At 68.1% G+C, this 17,924-nt stretch carries 14 protein-coding genes and 1 pseudogene; 5 read left to right on the top strand and 10 right to left on the bottom strand.

Features of this window, described 5'->3' with window-relative positions:
* Position 1 precedes the first annotated feature (1 nt).
* The 4 genes from DPV79_RS19815 to DPV79_RS19800 all read right to left on the bottom strand — a co-directional run bounded on the left by DPV79_RS19815 (position 2) and on the right by DPV79_RS19800 (position 4,368).
* Complete coding sequence (locus tag DPV79_RS19815; protein ID WP_021156859.1) at positions 2-907, bottom strand: metal-dependent hydrolase; 906 nt, start codon at positions 905-907, stop codon at positions 2-4.
* Entirely contained in the window at positions 904-1,839 is a 936-nt protein-coding gene (locus DPV79_RS19810; RefSeq protein WP_113046271.1) for an SDR family NAD(P)-dependent oxidoreductase, read from the bottom strand. Before DPV79_RS19810 ends, DPV79_RS19815 begins: the two co-directional genes overlap by 4 nt.
* A gap of 21 nt (positions 1,840-1,860) precedes the next feature.
* The gene (locus tag DPV79_RS19805; protein WP_059686114.1) at positions 1,861-3,450 is read right to left on the bottom strand and encodes a flavin-containing monooxygenase; all 1,590 of its coding nucleotides are present in this window, start codon (positions 3,448-3,450) and stop codon (positions 1,861-1,863) included.
* A 246-nt stretch (positions 3,451-3,696) separates the two neighbouring features.
* Entirely contained in the window at positions 3,697-4,368 is a 672-nt protein-coding gene (locus DPV79_RS19800; protein WP_048022562.1) for a lysoplasmalogenase, read from the bottom strand.
* 410 nt (positions 4,369-4,778) lie between these two features.
* Between DPV79_RS19800 and speB the strand changes: the two genes are divergently transcribed.
* Complete coding sequence (speB, locus tag DPV79_RS19795; RefSeq protein WP_113046270.1) at positions 4,779-5,747, top strand: agmatinase; 969 nt, start codon at positions 4,779-4,781, stop codon at positions 5,745-5,747.
* A gap of 248 nt (positions 5,748-5,995) precedes the next feature.
* On the opposite strand, the gene DPV79_RS19790 is transcribed toward speB, so the two are convergent.
* A complete protein-coding gene (locus tag DPV79_RS19790) occupies positions 5,996-7,294 on the bottom strand; it encodes a citrate synthase family protein (RefSeq protein WP_113046269.1) in 1,299 nt (432 codons plus the stop codon).
* A gap of 103 nt (positions 7,295-7,397) precedes the next feature.
* Here DPV79_RS19790 and DPV79_RS19785 point away from each other — a divergent pair, with 103 nt between their 5' ends.
* Complete coding sequence (locus DPV79_RS19785; protein WP_113046268.1) at positions 7,398-8,831, top strand: CoA transferase; 1,434 nt, start codon at positions 7,398-7,400, stop codon at positions 8,829-8,831.
* 277 nt (positions 8,832-9,108) lie between these two features.
* Here DPV79_RS19785 and DPV79_RS19780 read toward each other — a convergent pair whose 3' ends face one another.
* From DPV79_RS19780 to DPV79_RS19765, 4 genes and pseudogenes are all read right to left on the bottom strand, one after another.
* Complete coding sequence (locus DPV79_RS19780; RefSeq protein WP_113046267.1) at positions 9,109-10,089, bottom strand: sulfonate ABC transporter substrate-binding protein; 981 nt, start codon at positions 10,087-10,089, stop codon at positions 9,109-9,111.
* A gap of 123 nt (positions 10,090-10,212) precedes the next feature.
* Positions 10,213-11,048: pseudogene (locus DPV79_RS19775) on the bottom strand (MerR family transcriptional regulator).
* An 87-nt stretch (positions 11,049-11,135) separates the two neighbouring features.
* The gene (locus DPV79_RS19770; RefSeq protein ID WP_113046266.1) at positions 11,136-11,681 is read right to left on the bottom strand and encodes a GNAT family N-acetyltransferase; all 546 of its coding nucleotides are present in this window, start codon (positions 11,679-11,681) and stop codon (positions 11,136-11,138) included.
* A gap of 184 nt (positions 11,682-11,865) precedes the next feature.
* Complete coding sequence (locus tag DPV79_RS19765) at positions 11,866-12,885, bottom strand: AraC family transcriptional regulator (protein WP_113046265.1); 1,020 nt, start codon at positions 12,883-12,885, stop codon at positions 11,866-11,868.
* A gap of 424 nt (positions 12,886-13,309) precedes the next feature.
* Here DPV79_RS19765 and DPV79_RS19760 point away from each other — a divergent pair, with 424 nt between their 5' ends.
* Positions 13,310-14,674: an MFS transporter gene (locus tag DPV79_RS19760; protein WP_113046264.1), complete on the top strand. Its 1,365-nt coding sequence runs from the start codon at positions 13,310-13,312 to the stop codon at positions 14,672-14,674.
* 119 nt (positions 14,675-14,793) lie between these two features.
* Complete coding sequence (locus tag DPV79_RS19755; protein WP_113046263.1) at positions 14,794-15,879, top strand: porin; 1,086 nt, start codon at positions 14,794-14,796, stop codon at positions 15,877-15,879.
* 13 nt (positions 15,880-15,892) lie between these two features.
* Here the strand turns inward: DPV79_RS19755 and DPV79_RS19750 are convergent, their stop codons facing one another.
* Positions 15,893-16,765, bottom strand: coding sequence for a LysR family transcriptional regulator (locus tag DPV79_RS19750; RefSeq protein WP_113046262.1), 873 nt, complete (start codon positions 16,763-16,765; stop codon positions 15,893-15,895).
* Positions 16,766-16,896: 131 nt separating this feature from the next.
* Here DPV79_RS19750 and DPV79_RS19745 point away from each other — a divergent pair, with 131 nt between their 5' ends.
* Positions 16,897-17,895, top strand: a complete 999-nt coding sequence (locus tag DPV79_RS19745; RefSeq protein WP_113046288.1) for a quinone oxidoreductase family protein — start codon at positions 16,897-16,899, stop codon at positions 17,893-17,895.
* Positions 17,896-17,924 lie beyond the last annotated feature (29 nt).

The following is a 17,924-nucleotide window of genomic DNA, read 5'->3' as shown; positions in this document are numbered from 1 at the left end:
GTCATGCCTGCGCAACCGGGTGCAGCGGCACGCGGCGCGGGGCGGCTTGCGCGGCGTAGCGCGCGTTGGTCGCGTCGATGTTCTCGAGCAGCGTGTCGAGCCCCTGCAGGTACTGGTGGTTGTCGTGGTCCCACGGGTGGAAGCCGGGGCGGAAGTAGTCGAGCCATTCGCGCGCGATGCTCGGGAACACGCCGTGTTTCGGGCCGTACAGGTACTTCACGAGCCGCCACATGCCGCCGAACTTGCCGTGTTCGCGACGGTGCGCGCGCATCAGGCGCACGTGGAAGTCGAACACGATCGTCCAGAAGAACACGGTCGTCGTCAGCATCGTGCCCGTGCGCAGCAGGTAGCTGCCGAGGCCCGGCTTCATCACGGTGGTCCATACGTCGTACGACACGGCCTTGTGCTCGGTTTCCTCCATCGCATGCCACATCCACATCTGCTGGTAGCCTTCGACCGAGCCGTCGATCCGGTGCTCGTGACCCGACAGCAACTGGTTCGCGAGGATCGCCGTGTAGTGCTCGAGCGCGATCGTGATGGCGAGCTGCATCGAATGCGGCAGCACCTTCTTGAACCAGCCGAGGATCGTCCACAGGCGCTTGTCGAGCTTGTGCGCGGGCAGGCCGGACGACTGCAGCAGGTCGTTGTATTCGATGTGCTCGCGCGTGTGCATCGCTTCCTGGCCGATGAAGCCGAGTACCTGTTTCTTCAGTTCGGGATCCTCGATCCGGTCGCGATAGTTGCGTACCGAATCCATGAAGAAGCGTTCGCCGGCCGGGAACAGCAGCGACAGCGCGTTCATGAAGTGCGTGACCGGTACGCCCTGTACATGCCAGTCCTTCGCGCGTTCCGGCGGCAGCGCGAAACGGATGTCGCGCCGCACCGGCATCATGTTCGGGGTCGTCATGATTGTTCTCCTCCCTGATTGCCTGCATTGTTGTAGGTGGCGTGCAGCGGCGCGGGTGCCGGCGTGCCGCGCGCGGCGTCACGGCGCGCGCGGGCGGCCTCGCGGCGCGTCGCGAACACGACGAGCGCCTGGTACGCGGACGGCAGCACGCGCGCCATCCAGTCGCCGGCCTTCGCGTCGCGTCCGATCAGCACGCGGCGCTTCTTCTTGCGCACGCCCGCGAGGATCGTGCGCGCCGCATCGTCGGCGGTCGTGATGAAGAACTTCTCGAACGTGTCGCGGCCTTGCTGCTCGCTCGCGACCATGAAGCCGACCATGTTCTTCGACACGCGGCTCGCCTGCGCGATGTTCGTGCGGATGCCGCCCGGATGCACGCAGGTCGCCGAGACGCCGCACTTCATCATGTCGAGTTCCTGGCGCAGCGATTCGGTGAAGCCGCGCACCGCGAACTTGGTCGCGTTGTAGCCGCTCATGCCCGGTTGCGCGAAGATCCCGAACAGGCTCGACGTGTTGATCACGTGGCCGTCGCCCGATGCCTTCAGGTACGGCAGGAATGCCTTCGTGCCGTGCACGACACCCCAGAAATTGATGTTCACGATCCACTCGAGATCGTTGTAGTCCATCCCTTCGATCGTGCTCGACAGCGCGACGCCCGCGTTGTTGAAGATCAGGTTGACCTTGCCGTGTTCTTTCGCGGTGTCGTCGGCCCACGCGAACATCGCATCGCGCTCGCCCACGTCGAGCACGCGTGTCGAGACCCGCACGTTCGGCGCGATCGTGCGGACGATCCGTTCGGTTTCGGCGAGGCCCACGCCGTTCTTGTCGGCGAGCGACACGTGGCAGCCTGCCTGTGCGAGCTGGATCGCGAGCGAGCGGCCCATGCCCGAGCCGGCACCCGTGATCGCGGCGACCTTGTTGGCGAAATCTCTCATGTCGGTTGCTCCTTGTCTGGCTCAGGCCGCTTCGGCGGAAGTCGAAGGCGAAGCGGCAGCGGCCGGCGCGGCGGCGGGCCGCGCCGTGGTGTCGAGTTGCGGCGCGCGATACGCGTGGTAATCGGCGATCGAGAAATGCGCGGTCGCCTGGCGGAAGCGCCACGTGAAGCCCGGCCACAGCGTGGTGTTCTTGCCGGTGCGCGGATCGAGATACCAGCTCTTGCAGCCGCCCGTCGACCAGATCGCCTTTTTCAGCTTGCCCTGCAGGTCGCTGTTGAATTGCGCCTCGACGAGCGGGCGTACTTCGATCGCATCCGCGCGTTCGCGACGCATCGCCTGCAACGCGCCGAGGATGTACTCGATCTGCGACTCGATCATGAACACCATCGAGTTGTGGCCGAGGCCCGTGTTCGGGCCGACGATCATGAAGAAGTTCGGGTAGCCGGGTAGCGTCGAGCCGAGATACGCGTGCGCGCCGTCGCGCCATGCGTCGACGATGTCGAGCCCGCCGCGGCCGATGATCGCGCCGCGCGGAAACGGATCGGCCACCTGGAAGCCGGTGCCGTAGATCAGGCAGTCGACTTCATGGCGGCGGCCGTCGGTCGTCACGACCGCGTCGGCTTCGATGTGGTCGATGCCGGTCGTGATCACGTCGACGTTCTTGCGTGACAGCGCCGGGTAGTAGTCGTTCGAGATCAGCACGCGCTTGCAGCCGAGCGTGTAGTTCGGCGTGACGGTCTTGCGCAGCTCCGGATCGGGAATCTGCTTGCGGATGTGGCGCAGCGCGAGCTTCTGCACGTTCTTCATCAGCGACGGATGGATCGCGAAGCCGAGCACGCGCGATTCGAGCATCCAGTAGATGCCGCTGCGCACGGCCTTCTGCGTGAACGGCAGCGTACGGAACAGCCACTTCTCGAACCCGGTCAGGTTGCGGTCGGGTTTCGGCATGATCCACGGCGGCGTGCGCTGGAACAGCGCGAGTGCCTTAACGCGCGGCGCGATCTGCGGCACGAACTGGATGGCGCTCGCGCCGGTGCCGATCACCGCGACGCGCTTGCCTTCGAGCGCATAGTCGTGATCCCAGTGCTGCGAGTGGAACGCGCGGCCCTTGAAATTCTCGACGCCGGGAATCGACGGCAGCGCGGCGCGCGACAGGCCGCCCATCCCGGACACCAGCACGCGTGCCGACAGCCGCTTGCCGTTCGCGAACGTGAGGCGCCAGCGTTGCGCGGCGTCGTCGTACTCGGCGCGCTGCAGTTCGTGGTTCAGGCGCAGGTGCGCGCCGATCCCGAAGCGCTGCACGCAGTCTTCCAGGTAGGCGCGGATCTCGGGCTGCGGCGCGAACATGCGCGTCCAGCGCGGGTTCGGCGCGAACGAGAACGAATAGACGTGCGATTGCACGTCGCATGCACACCCGGGGTAATGATTGTCGCGCCACGTGCCGCCGACCGACGCGGCCTTCTCGAGGACGACGAAGTCGGTCACGCCTGTTTGCCGCAGGCGGATCGCCATCCCGAGGCCGGCGAAGCCGGTGCCGATGATGGCGATGTCGATGGTTTCGTCCAGGCCGTCGTGGCCGGGCGGACCGAAAGGCAACGTGCGAGCATTCATCCGGGTGTCTCCGATTTGGCTCATTTTCGAATGTTACATTGTTTGATGTAACGATAGTGGGTGAACCCGGAAACCGCAAGAGGCTAGAAGCGGCGCTCTAAGGGCCGGAAGCCAGGCTGGAAAAGGCTGAGCGGGGTTTGGAACAGGCCGGTTTCCGCATCGCGGAATGCGCGGAAAGGGCCGTCGGCAGGGCAAGAGAGGGAGCGGACGAGACCGCCGGCGTGCGGCGGTCTGTTTGAAACGGTATCAGGGACGGATCGGTTGGGCGGCCGTCTCATGGAAAACCCCGGCCACGATCGTGACCTGCGCGAGCGCGTAGAGGCCCCAGATCAGGTACTCGATGCCCGGAAAGCCGCCGAGGAAACGGCCGACGCCGATCAGCGTATCGGAGCCGACGAAGATCAGGCTGCCGACGGCCACCAGCGGGCCGCGCGTGCGGGCCGCGAGCGCGAAGCTCGCCATCACGCAGAGCACGAGCATGTAGACGGCGACGGGTGCGAGCAGCTCGCCGAGGTGCGGGAAGAACGCCACGTAGAACGCCGGGGCGGCGATCCACAGCCCGACGAGCGCGACGACGCGCCAGCCGTGCGGCCGTGCGCGCCAGCGCATGAAGATCGCGCAATAGCACAGGTGCGTGAGCAGGAATGCGCCGAGGCCGAGGACGAACGACAGCGGCCAGTCGGGCAGCGCGAGCAGCACGTCGCCAAGCACGGCGGTCACGAGCGCCGCGCACAGCCACGCGCGTTCGCGCGCCGCGCCGCAGGTGCTGCCCGCCGCGAGCAGCAGGATGCCCATCGCGGCTTTCGCGGCGGCCTGGCCGGGATAGGGGGCGGCAGCGAGCGACAGCCCGTACAGCAGCGCGGCGACGACGGCGAGCGGCCAGAGCCGGCGGTAGGTGGCGGGAAGCGTGGCGATCAAGGCGGGTGTCTCCGGTTTGTTGTTGTCTGCGGTGGACGGCGCACGGTCGAGGGCGCGGCTGCCGGCCATTATCCGGAAGAACGGGCGCGGGAAAACCGGCGAATCCTTCTAGGACGCGGCAGGCAGGGTACGCAAAGGCGCCTGGCCGCAACCGTGGCGGTCCGGCGTTGCCGCGCGCACGACGGCCGAACGCCTTCACCCGGTTTCTTCGACGTGTTGCCCCGGTCGAGCCGTGGCAACGACATCAATTCGGCTTGTTATGATCGCCGCGGTATTGCCGTTGTCGTTGTTCCGCCCGGCCGCGTGACAGGATGCGCAAGCCGGTGCGTGCCCGATGAATCCATGCCGTGCCCGCTCCGCGCGCCGATGCAACGCGGCGCGGGCCGGCCTCCACGAAAAATGGTCCGACCATGACCGAACTTCTCCATGGCGACGGCGCGATCCGTCGCACGACGCCGTACGGCTCGTCGATCGAAAACACCTATGCGGGCGTGCTGTCGTTCATGCGCCGCAACTATTCGCGCGCGCTCGACGGGGTCGACATCGCGATCTCCGGCGTGCCGCTCGACCTCGCGACGACCTATCGCTCCGGCGCGCGGCTCGGCCCGGCCGCGATTCGCGCGGCGAGCGTGCAGCTCGCGGAGCTTCACCCGTATCCGTGGGGTTTCAACCCGTTCGACGATCTCGCGGCCGTCGACTACGGCGACTGCTGGTTCGACGCGCACAACCCGCTGTCGATCAAGCCCGCGATCGTCGAGCATGCGCGCACGATCCTGCGCTCGGGCGCGAAGATGCTGACGCTCGGCGGCGACCACTACATCACGTATCCGCTGCTGGTCGCGCACGCGGAGCGCTACGGCAAGCCGCTGTCGCTGATCCATTTCGACGCGCACTGCGATACGTGGGCCGACGACGATCCGGACAGCCTCAATCACGGGACGATGTTCTACAAGGCCGTGAAGGAAGGGCTGATCGATCCCGCGACGTCGGTGCAGGTCGGCATCCGCACGTGGAACGACGATTTCCTCGGGATCGAGCGGCTCGATGCCGCGTGGGTGCACGACCATGGTGCGCGCGCGGCGGTCGAGCGGATCGTCGACATCGTCGGCGCGCGGCCCGCGTACCTGACGTTCGACATCGATTGCCTCGATCCGGCGTTCGCGCCCGGCACCGGCACGCCGGTCGCGGGTGGGCTGTCGTCGGCACAGGCCCTCGCGATCGTGCGCGCGCTCGGCGCGATCGACCTGGTCGGTGCGGATGTGGTCGAGGTGGCACCTGCGTACGACCACGCGGACATCACGGCGATCGCGGCCGCGCATGTTGCGTGTGACCTGCTGTGTCTGTGGCGGCAGAAGAAGGTGGCGGGGGCGCTGAAGTAAGCAGGCATGCCGGGTACGCGCGTTCCGGCGGCGCGGCGCGCGCAAATTGTCGGCTCGGCTCGATGCGCGGTGTGCCGATTGCCGTTTGCATCCGGTGGATCCGGCAACAGGCCATCGGGGAATTTCGTGGAAGGCCCTTGCCGATCCGTCGGCGACATCCGCGCAACGTCAGCGGGTGGCTGCCTTCGTCGTCCGGCGAGGCATTCGCGTGTCACCGATGTTGCGTGGCGGCGGCATCGAGCAAACAGCTATCGATTCCTGAAGAATGCGGAAAGCATGTCGTCTACCGGAGCAGCACGGTGCTGCGTCGCTCGCTGCTTTCCCGATCGTCCGCGGGATCGCGCGCGATCCGGCTCGACACCGGTGCCAACCGGCCATGTTCCTGTATAAACCGCACGCGGCCGGATGAGATCGGATTGCGCGCGCTGCTCCAGCCCGTGCGCGATCCAGCCGATCGAGCGGCCCAGTGCGAACAGGCCGAATGCGGCACCGACGGGAAGCCGCAAATGTCTGCGCAGTGCCACCAGCGCGAGATCCACGGAGGGCTTCTGGCCGGTGAGCGCGCTCCCTGCATCGAGCATCCTGTTCCATTGAGGATGGCGCGGCAGGATCCGCGACAACAGGTACGTCGCGCGCACGTCGCCGTCGGGATAGAGCGAATGCCCGAAGCCCGGCAAGCCGTCACCCCGGGCGAGACGCTCGCTCATTTTCCGTTCGACATCCTTATTGCCGATTTCGTCCCACAGCGCTTCGCCGCGCGCCGTGGTGGCGCCGTGACGTTCGCCCGACAGGCCGGCCAGGCCGCCGACCACGACGGCCCGCAGGCTCGCGTTCGTCGACGCAATGCACCGGCCCGTGAAGCTCGACGCGTTCAGTTCGTGATCCGCGCACAGCACGAGCGCCGCCCTGATCAGCTCGGCGCCCGCGGGCCCGACGCCCCATGCCCGCGCGCATTGCACGTGGACGGGGGCCGTATCGATCCGGGTGCGCAGCAGGCATGCCGCCAGAATCCGCACGAGATCGCCGCAGCCCTGTGCGTGACGATCGGACAATTGCTGCCAGATCGCCGTCGGCGCGTCCTCGCTCGCGACGGTGAAGAGCGGCAGCAGCGCCTGCTCGGCACGTTGGTCGCCGTAGTGCCTGAAGAGCGTTCGCAGTACCGCGGGCGTAGCAGGGGCCTGGCGGCCGAAAGCGGTCTGCTCGTCGTTTCGCCATAGCAGCGCCGCGACTTCCTCGAGGCTCGCCCGGCTCGCGAGATCGAGCGCATCCGTACCGCGATAGAAGAGCCGGCCGCCGTCGATCAACGTGATGCTCGATTCGAGCACCGGGGCGCCCCAGTTCAGCGCGGCCTTTGCCACTTCCTTCGGCTTGCGGCCTCGTGCGCGTTGATCCGCGAGCCGGTCGACGTCGGCCGCGAGGTAGCGGCTTTCACGGTGGCTGCCGCCGGGTTCCGCGCGAAGCAGGCCGCGGCTGACGTACGCATAAAGCGTTTGCCGCGAGACGCCGAGCCTTGCCGCGGCGTCGGTCGAATTCAGGTAGTTCGACATCGTGCGCAGAGTGAATCGTTCGACAGGTTGATCAGGATAATCAACGTTGACAGCAAATGCGAGCGAGACGATCTTTGCGTCACCTAATTCATGCGAGGCGAACATGCGTGTCGATCAAATATCGCGGGAACGGGCCACGGACGACGAGGATCGGGTGTCGCGCCATTTGCGGACGTTCTGGCTGGCGGCCGGCGGCTCTCCGGCGTTTCTCGAATCGTGCAGCTTCAGCGGCGCCGGAGAACTGGTCTCCGCGTTTCGCGTAACCGACATGGCCGCGGCGGCAATCGGGGCGGCGGGGACGTCCGTCGCCGAATTGCTGCATGCGTCGGCAGGAACGTTGCCGGCGGTACAGGTCGACCGGCGCATGGCGTCGCTGTGGTTCGGCACGTCGCTGCGTCCGCAGGGCTGGACGATGCCGCCTCAATGGGATCCGGTGGCCGGCAACTATCGGGCGCGCGATCGCTGGATCAGGTTGCACACCAACGCGCCGCATCATCGACTGGCCGCGTTGTCGGTACTCGGCTGTGCCGCCGATGCGGAGTCGGTCGCGCAGGCGGTGAGTCGCTGGGATGCCGGTGCGCTCGAGGAGGCGATCGTCGAGCGTGGCGGGTGTGCCGCGGCGATGTACTCGGCGCAGGAGTGGGCCGGGCATCCGCAGGGGCAGGCGGTCGCAACCGAACCGTTGCTGCACGTTCACCCCGCGACGGATGCCGTCGCGCATGCGTGGCGGCCTTCGAGCGATCGGCCGCTGCGCGGCATTCGCGTGCTCGACCTGACGCGCATTCTCGCCGGCCCCGTGGCGACACGATTTCTCGCGGGCCTGGGTGCCGAGGTGCTGCGCATCGATCCGTACGGCTGGGAGGAGCCGGGTACGGTGCCCGAAGTCGTCCTCGGCAAGCGCTGTGCGCGGCTGAACCTGAAGGATGCCGCGGATCTCGATACGCTCAGGCAGTTGCTGCGCTGCGCGGATATCGTCGTGCACGGTTACCGGTCGGACGCGCTCGCGCGCCTCGGGCTCGATGCCGCGCAACGGCGCGAACTGAATCCCGCGCTCATCGACGTGTCGCTCGACGCCTATGGCTGGACCGGCGCGTGGCGTTTCCGGCGCGGCTTCGACAGCCTCATTCAGATGAGCACGGGAATCGCCGAGGCGGGCATGCGCGTGACGGGCAGCGATGAACCGGTGAACCTGCCGGTCCAGGCGATCGACCATGCGACGGGCTACCTGATGGCGACGGCCGCCATCCGCGGGCTGACCACGCGAATGACGCAGGGTGTCGGTACCGAGGTCCGCGCCTCGCTGGCGCGCACGGCGGCCGTCTTGCAGTTGCGCCCGGAGCCGATGAGCGAGGTGGTCGAACTGGCCGCCGACGGTCAGCGAGATCGGGCGGACCATGTCGAGCTCACATCGTGGGGGCCGGCATCGCGGCTTCGCCCGCCATTGCAGATCGACGATGCGCCGCTGCGATGGTTTTATCCGGCACGTGCACTGGGTGCATATGAACCCGGGTGGTTGTCGTCGAACGACGATCTTTGAGGAAGCGCGTTTCCCGGTCTTCGGCGCCGCCCGCCCGGAAGGTCAACGTGACGCGAAGAAGGCGCAGGCGATGAACGGCCGGACGGCTGCCGACACCATCGGCCGGCACGTGACCACGTAGAGCAACCGGGTCAATGGTGGCGCCGAGCGGGGACGTTGGCGAAGCGGGCAGTTGCTCGCCGCCCCGATTCCGCAACGTCGGGCAATGCAGAAAAGGCCGGCGGGCAGCATGCCCGTCGGCCTTTTTCGTATGGACGTGTGCGAGCGTGGGTTCGCGCTACTTCGCGGCGAGCGCGGATGCGATGCTCTTGTCGCTCCACGCGTTGTCGGCCACGCTCAGCTTCTGCGGAATCAGCTTCGCCGCGTAGAACGCATCGGCGACGCCTTGCTGGGCCGCGACGATCCGGTCGTCGATCGGCACCGCGCCGAACGGGACACGCTTGATCCACGTCTCGACGAGCGGTTGCGGCAGGCCGACCTTCGGCGCGATCAGCGCGGCGGTGTCGGCCGGATGCGCGTTGACCCACAGGCCCGTCTCGCGCGCCTGCTTCAGGATCGCGCCGACCACGTCGGGATGCTGCTGCGCGAAGTCCCGCGTCGCTTCGTAGAAGTTGTTGGTCGCCGCGAGGCCCGTGTAGTCGGACAGCGTGCGTACCTTCAGCGTGTTTTGCGCGGCCGCGTAGTACGGATCCCAGACGACCCACGCGTCGACGTTGCCGCTTTCGAACGCGGCGCGCGCGTCGGCCGGCGCAAGGTACACGGGGTGGATTTCGTCATAGCGCACGCCGGCCTTCTGCAAGGCTTCGAGCAGCAGGTAGTTCGCGCTCGAGCCCTTCTGCAGCGCGATTTTCTTGCCGCGCAGGCCCGTAACCGAACGGATCGGCGAATCGGCCTTCACGAGCACGGCTTCGTTGTGCGGCGCCGGCGGTTCCGCGCCGACGTAGACGAAGTGCACGCCGGCCGCCTGCGCGAACACGGGCGGCGGCGCGCCCGTATAGCCGAAGTCGATGCTGTTCGCGTTCAGTGCTTCGAGCAGTTGCGGCCCGGCCGGGAATTCGAACCACTGGACGCCATAACCGAGCGGCTTGAGCCGCGCTTCGAGCGAACCTTGGGCCTTGACGACCGACAGCAGGCCGGCCTTCTGGTAGCCGATGCGCACGACCTTGTCGGCGCTACCTTGTGCGAAGGCCGATGCCGCAGACAGCGTGACGAGCGTGATGGCGGCGGTGCGGGCGATCCAGCGGGTGAAACGAATCATCGAACGGACTCCATGCAAAACGTCTTCGGGCGAGCGGCGGTGCCGCTCGGTTGGAAGAATCGTCGCATGGGCGGTCGCGCCCGCAAACGAAGCATTGCCGATATGAATATGACGGCGGCGCGCCTATGCTTCGTCGTCGTGTTCCGATGCCGGCGTGCCGGACTGCCGCGCGGCCTCGTCGCTGAGCTTTTTGTCGAGGATCGTCGCGACGCGGCCGCCGAGATAGGCGCTCGCGGCGGTTTCCAGCGCGCGGTTCGTCTCGCCTTCGACGAACACGGCCGCGAGCGGACGCAGGCGCCAGATCGCGTCGACAGCTCGGGCACGTCGGTGGCGGGCGGCAGCGTGCCGGCGTCGTAGCGGTCGAGCCGCTTCACGACGAGATCGACGAGCAGCCGCGCGATCGCGTCGAAATGCGGCCGCGCGAGGCTGATCACGTCGAGCAGTTCACGCGGCGGGATGCCTTCCTTCGTCATCGCGGCCGCCGCTTCGAGCAGCGCGGGGCTCTTCGCGACGAACGACAGGCCGCGCCGTTCGAGCAGGCCGAGTTCGGTGACGCGTGACAGCTGCGTGGTCGCCTGCGGGCCGAACATCTGCGCGAGCGCGGCGAGCGAATAGGTTTTCGGCAGTTCGTGCGACCAGCGGCCGCCGATCGCGTTTTCGAGGCCGAGGATCGAGCGCAGGTCGTGGCCTTCGTCGATCGCCTTGATCAGGTCCTGGATGTTCGACAGCGTGTAGCCGCGCGCGAGCAGGTGGTTGATCAGCTTCAGGCGCGCGACGTGCGTGTCGTCGTAAATGCCGACGCGTCCGCGCTTTTCCGGCGGCGCGAGCAAGCCGCGATCCTGGTACGCGCGGACATTGCGCACGGTCGTGTCGGACACGCGCGCAAGCTCGTCGACCGTGTACTCGTTGCGGGAGTCCGGCGCGGCCTCGTCGGGTGTGGAATGAGTCTGTTTTGACATGCGGCCATTCTAGCGCGACGTGGCGCGCCAGGGTCCGTTCACGCGCGTGAAGGGCCGGCGCGAGCCGGTCATTCGCATGACCGGACCTTATGGCGAGACGGGGAGCGTGCGCGCGCCGTCGCCGAGCGGCCGCTGCAGCAGCGCCGTATCGATCCAGCGGCCGTGCTTGAAACCGGCCGCCTTCAGCGTGCCGGCCGGCTCGAAGCCGAACGCGTGATGCAGCGACGTCGAGCCGCCGGTGCCGCCATCGGCGATCACCGCGATCATCTGCCGCCACGGGCCGGCCTCGCAGCGTTCGATCAGCGCCGCGAGCAGCGCGCGGCCGATCCCGCGCCCGCGCTGCGCATCGTCGATGTAGATCGAATCCTCGATCGTGAAGCGGTACGCGCTGCGCGCGCGGTACGGCGTCGCGTATGCGTAGCCGGCCACGCGGCCGTCGCATTCGGCGACGAGGTACGGCAGCCCGTGGCCCAGTACCGCGTCGCGGCGCGCGCGCAGTTCGGCGACGTCGGGCGGCGTTTCCTCGAAGGAGGCGACGCTGTGGTGCACGTGGTGCGCATAGATCGAGTGGATCGCGTCGAGATCGGCGTCGATCGCGTCGCGGACGACGCAGGCGGCTGGCGAGATGGACATGGCGACGTAGCGACAGGGTAGGGTGCGGGAAAACCACTACTATGCGGGCGAATGCCCGGCGCGTAAAGCGGTGGCTGCGGCGATGGCGATGGCGATGGCGATGGCGATGGCGATGGCGAGCGGCGAGCGGCGAGCGGCGAGCGGCGGCGACGCCGTGGTATCCGCGCGTTCGGCGCCGCGGGGTTCAGTTCGGCGCCCGCTTCTTCTGCGTGTCGCGCGGCAATTCGTCGAAGCGGGCGAAGTAGTAGGCGGAAAAACGGCCGAGGTGCCCGAAGCCGAACGTCAGCGCCGTATCGGTGATGCTGGCGGCCGGGTCGGTCAGCAACTGCACGCGCGCGGCGTCCAGCCGGATGTTGCGCAGCAGTTCCATCGGGGTCGCGCCGTGATAGCGGCGACACAGCACGTTCAGCGTCCGCAGGCTGACACCGGCCGCGCGGGCGAGATCCTCGAACGAGATCGGCGCGCAGAGCCGCGCGTGGATGAATTCGTGCAGCGCATCCATCTGCCGGATGTCGCCGCGCGATCCGGCTTGCGCGGAGGCGCCGCGCGCTTGCAGCGCCGGGCCGGCTTGCACGGCGGCGGGCGACGGCGGGCAATGCACGAGCAGGAACAGCGCGAGGCTTTGTTCGAAGTGGTCGCGCCATTCGGCTCGTATGCCGCCGTCGTCGGCAACGGCGAGCACGTTGAGCAGCGACTGCGCGATCAGATCCCACTGCGACGCGAGCGCCGTCGGCAACAGGAAGCCTGGCGCGAGGCCGGGCGCCGCGTCGTCGGGCCGGCGGCCGCAGACTGCGCGCATCAGCGAATCGGGCACCTTGACGATCAGCTGCCGGGTGCCGGTTCGCCAGCGGAGGCGCACGCGCGACGTCGGTGCCAGTACGGCGGTGCGCCCTTCGGACACGCCCATCACGTGCCCGTCGCACTCGATTTCGGCGCCGCCCGCGAGGGACGTGTGAACGAGCGAAAAGCCGTCGAACGGGCGCGGGGCGACTTCGACCTCGGCGCCGTACTGCAGCGCGTAGACGCTCAGGTGATTCAGTTGCCCCTTGAACAGCGCTGCGTCGGGTACGCCCTGCTTCCAGCGCAGCGCATGCTCGGCCAGTTCCAGCGAGACCTGCTCGTGCGCATCCGTGCGCAGGCCGGATCGGAACACGCAATTCCGATACAGCGCGGACAATGCGTCCGCATTCGGGGTGAGGGGCATGGGGCGTCTCCTGCGTGGCGTTTTTCGCGCAGCACATCAGCTGGCCGCGGATGCGCGTCGTGCCACATCGGTTTCTCTTGTGAGCGAGATATCCTGAAAGGATGATATTGATCTTTGTCAGGCTTGTCGAAAGTTTCGCAAGAATCGGATAGTCCCGTCCCCGCCGGGGAAAAATCCGGATAGCGCACGGCGTGCCGCACGAGAAAAACGAACCGGATTCGCGAGCGGCCTGCAAATTCCGGATAGTGGAAATCATTGTGGCTTCCTACACTGCGCCGGCAGCCGGACGAACAGCGGCGCATTTCACGGCAATGATTCGTACAACTACTAAATTGATGGGTCGATCGATCGTATTGGTTCGAACTCGCGTCATGCGACGGCTACCGCCGGGCCCGGATCCCCTCTGGAAAAGGAAGGAAGCTCCATGCGTCAAATCAACCTGCAGGCGCTCTCGGACGATGCGCGGCTGGGCAAGCTGCACGGCGTCGTGCTGTTCTGGTGCGCGCTGATCATCGTGTTCGACGGTTACGACCTGGCAGTGGCCGGCATCGCGCTGCCGGCGATCATGAAGGAGATGGGCGTCAACCCCGCGCAGGCCGGCTTCATGGTCAGCTCGGCGCTGTTCGGCATGATGTTCGGCAACATCGTGTTCGGGACCGTCGCCGAGCGGATCGGGCGCCGCCGGGCCATCGCGGCCTGCCTGACGTTGTTCAGCGTCTTTACCGCGGCGGCCGGGCTGGCGCCGACGCCCGTGCTGTTCGGCGTCGCGCGCTTCCTCGCGGGCATCGGCATCGGCGGCGTCATGCCGAACGTGATCGCCCACATGACCGAATACGCGCCGCGCCGCATGCGCAATACGCTGGTGACGCTGATGTTCAGCGGCTATTCCGTCGGCGGCATGCTGGCGGCGGTCATGGGCAAGGGGATGATCGACGCCCATGGATGGCAATCCGTGTTCGTCGCCGCGGGCGCGCCGGTGTTGCTCGTTCCGCTGCTCATGAAATGGATGCCGGAATCGCTGCCGTTCCTGATCCGGCACGGCAGGACGGACGAACTCGCGCGCATCGCGCAGCGGCTCGATCCCGCCTATCGGCCGCAACCGGGCGACTGTTATGTCGTTCCGCGCGCCGACCACGCGGGCAACGCGCCGGTCCGGCAGCTGTTCGACGACGGCCGCGGGTTCAGCACGATCATGTTCTGGATCGCGTGCTTCATGTGCCTGTTCATGGTGTACGCGCTCAGTTCGTGGTTGACGCGGCTGATGGCGGGCGCCGGCTACAGCCTCGGCTCGGCGTTGACGTTCGTGCTGGTGCTGAACGCCGGCGCGATGGCCGGCGCGATCGGCGGCGGCTGGCTGGCCGATCGCCTGCCGATCAAGACGGTGCTCGTGTCGATGTATCTCCTTGCCGCCGTGTCGATCACGCTGCTCGGCTACCCGATGCCGACCGCGCTGCTGTTCGTGCTGGTCGGCCTCGCGGGTGCGTCGACGATCGGCACGCAGATCGTCAACTGCGCGTACGCGGGGCAGTTCTATCCGATGGCGATCCGGTCGACCGGCATCGGCTGGACGTTGGGTGTGGGCCGCAGCGGCGCGATCCTGGCGCCGATCGTCATCGGCGTGCTGGTGGGCATCGATCTGCCGCTGGCGCAGAACTTCATGGCGATCGGGCTGCCCGCGCTGGTGGCGGCCGTCGCGGTCGGCTTGATCGATCAGCGGCGCTCGGCGTCGCGCCACGGCCTGGCGGCTTCCGCCGCCGAACGGCACGTGCCGTCCGCCCGGCAGTCCTGAACGGCTTATCCGTGGCGCCGGCGCGCGGCCGCCGGCCGTTCGCGCACGGCGACGCCGCGGCCCGCATCCTGTGAAGGGGACAGTCAGTCATGCATCTCGATTCAAGGGCGTCGAAGGCGATGCTGGGGTGGAGTGTGTTCGCATCGTCGCTGACCGCGACGACGGGCACCGTACAGGCGCAGGGCAGTGTGACGCTGTACGGCATCGTCGACACCGGCATTTCGTACTACAACCATGCGGCGAAGGGCGGATCGGCGGTGGGCATGCCGCATCTGACCGGCGAATTGCCGTCGCGGTGGGGCGTGAAGGGTACCGAAGACCTGGGAGGCGGCAACCGGGCGTTTTTCGTGCTCGAGAGCGGCTTTCAGCCCGGCACCGGTCGGCTCAACTACGGCGGGAGACTGTTCGGCCGGCAGGCGAACGTGGGGCTGAGCAGCGCATACGGAACGCTCACGCTCGGCAGGCAAATGAACATGACGGCCCATGCGCTGGCTAACGCCGACGTGATCGGGCCGTCCATTCATTCGCCGAGCAACTTCGACGCCTATCTGCCGAATGCGCGCAGCGACAACGCGATCGGTTACCTGGGCAAGTTCCGCGGGCTCACGATCGGCGGCACCTACAGCTTCGGCCGCGATGCCGCCGGGCCGGCCGGGCCTTCCGCGACCGGCTGCGCGGGGCAGGTGCCGGGCAATCCGCTCGCCTGCCGGCAATATACGGCGCTGGTCGCTTACGACGCGGCGCGCTTTGGCGTCGCGGCGTCCTACGACGTGAAGCGCGGCGGGGCCGGCGCATCGGCGCCGCTCGACAGCAGCGCCCATACGAGCACGCACGGCGTCGTCGGCGGCTACGCGGTGATGGGGCGCGCGAAGCTCGGTGCGGGATGGATCAGGAACAACGTCGCGGCGGCCGGCCATTTGCAGACCGATATCGTCTTCGCGGGCGTGGCCTATGCGCTGACGCCCGCGGTCACGTTCGATGCACAAGGCACGCGTTATCTGCAACGCGGGCCCGCGAGCAACGCGAACGCGACGTTGCTGGCCGGGCGCGCCAACCATCAGCTGTCCAGGCGGACGCGAGTCTATACGTCGGTCGGCTACATGCTGAACGGCGCGACCGCAGGCAAGGCGGTCGCCGCCGGTGGCACGGTCGAAACGGGGCAGAGCCAGTTGGGGATCATGGCCGGGCTACAGCAGCGGTTCTGACGAGGCCGGGGCGTCAGAGCCGCCCATCCGCCGCGCGAACCGCCTCGGCGATCGCATCCGCGACACGCTGTACGCGCGGCGAGCGGCGCACGTCCGGGTGGACGACGAGCCAGATTTCGCGCTCGATATCGCAACGCGGCGCGGCGGTCAGTTCGACGAGCGGCGCACCGGCCTGCGCAGCCGGATCGTCGACGAGAAAGCGCGGCAGCAGCGCGACGCCGGCGCCCGCCGCGCACGCGCGATGCTGCGCGGCGAGGTCGTTCGCGATGAACGCGAAACGGCGCCCGGCCGCGAAACGCTCGAGCCACTGCTGCTGCGGCGTTTGCGCGAGCGCGTCGTCGTAGCCGACGAACGGCCAGGTGTCGGGCGGCGCGCTCGCCCATTCCGGCGATGCGCACAGCGCGAAGCGCATCGTGCCGAGCCGCCGCGCCGCGAGCCCCGGCTCGGTCGGCCGCGACAGCCGCACCGCGAGATCGGCTTCACGCGCGTACAGGTTCGCCGCGTGCATCTCGCCCATCAGGTCGATCCGCAGCGCCGGCCATGCGCGCTGCGCGCGGGCCAGGCGCGGCGCGAGGAAATGGCTGGCGAACACCGGCGACGCCGATACGCGTACCACGCCGTCGAGTGCCGCCGCACCCTGGGCGGCGCGCGCGAACGCATGCGCGTCCGCTTCGAGGCGTGCGGCGTGCTCGGCAAGGTGCAGCCCTTCGTCGGTGGGCGGCCAGCCGCGCGGCAGCCGGTCGAACAGCCGGATGCCGAGCGCGGATTCCAGCGCGTCGATGCGACGCGCGACCGTCGAATGCTGAACCTGCAGCGTCCGCGCGGCCGCCGACAGGCTGCCGCCGCGCATCACCGCGAGGAAGTAGCGGATGTCGTCCCAGCTCATCGGCGGCGCGGCCGTGGGTGTGGATGCTCGATCGGTCGAATTTTGCACAGTGGATGGGTGATCAGCGGGAATTCCGATCGATTATGCACGATGGGATGATCGTGTCACTTCATTCGATTGCGAGGAACGTCATGACCCAAACCACGACCGCCATCCGGATCGGGATCGACCGCTACGGCGACGCCGGCGTGCTGCGCCGCGTCGATGCACCCGTCGCGCCGCCCGATGCCGGCGAGGTACGGATTCGCCAGACCGCGATCGGCGTGAATTTCGTCGACATCTATTTCAGGACGGGCGCGCATCCGTTGCCCGCGCTGCCGGACGCGCTCGGCGTCGAGGCGGCCGGCGTGATCGACGCGGTCGGGCCGGGCGTGACGGATCTCGTCCCCGGCCAGCGCGTCGCGTATGCGGGCATGCCGACCGGCAGCTATGCGAGCCTGCGTACGATGCCGGCCGAGCGCGTGGTGCCGATCCCCGACGGCTTGAGCGATGATGCAGCGGCCGCCGGGCTGCTGAAAGGGATCACCGTCTACATGCTGATGCATCGCGTCCGGCAGGTCCGCGCGGGCGATACGGTGCTCGTGCATGCCGCCGCCGGCGGTGTAGGACTGCTGGCGACGCAATGGGCACGTGCGCTCGGCGCGCGGGTGATCGGCACGGTCGGGTCGGCCGCGAAAGCCGCGCTCGTGCGCACGCATGGCGCCGAGGCGGTCGTCGATTATCGCGAGGAGGATTTCGTCGCGGCGGCGCGCGTGTTCGGCGGCGGCACCGGGGTCGATTACGCGATCGACGGAATCGGCGGCGACGTGCTGACGCGCACGCTCGGTGCAGTCCGTCCGTTCGGGATGGTCGCGAGCATCGGGCAGGTGGCTGCGATTGGCGCACGGCACACGTTCGATCTCGACGAACTGGGGCCGGCGCGCTCGATCGCGCTGGCGCGGCCGAGCGTGCTCGGCTTCATCGCGCGCGACGTCGACGGTTATCGGGAGGCTGCGCGCGCGACACTCGAACGGCTGGCGAGCGGGATGCACGTGGAGATCGGCGCGCGGCTGCCGCTCGAACAGGCGGCCGATGCGCACCGGCTGCTGGAGTCGCGCGCGACGACGGGCGGGGTCGTGCTGGTGCCGTAACGGCGGGTGGCGGCGAATCGCGAGGCGGC

Origin of the sequence: Burkholderia reimsis, assembly GCF_003294055.1 — a bacterium.
GTDB classification, from domain to species: Bacteria; Pseudomonadota; Gammaproteobacteria; order Burkholderiales; family Burkholderiaceae; genus Burkholderia; species Burkholderia cepacia.
The sequence above is the reverse complement of the archived record's forward strand: the minus strand, read 5'-3'. Positions and strand labels throughout refer to the sequence as shown.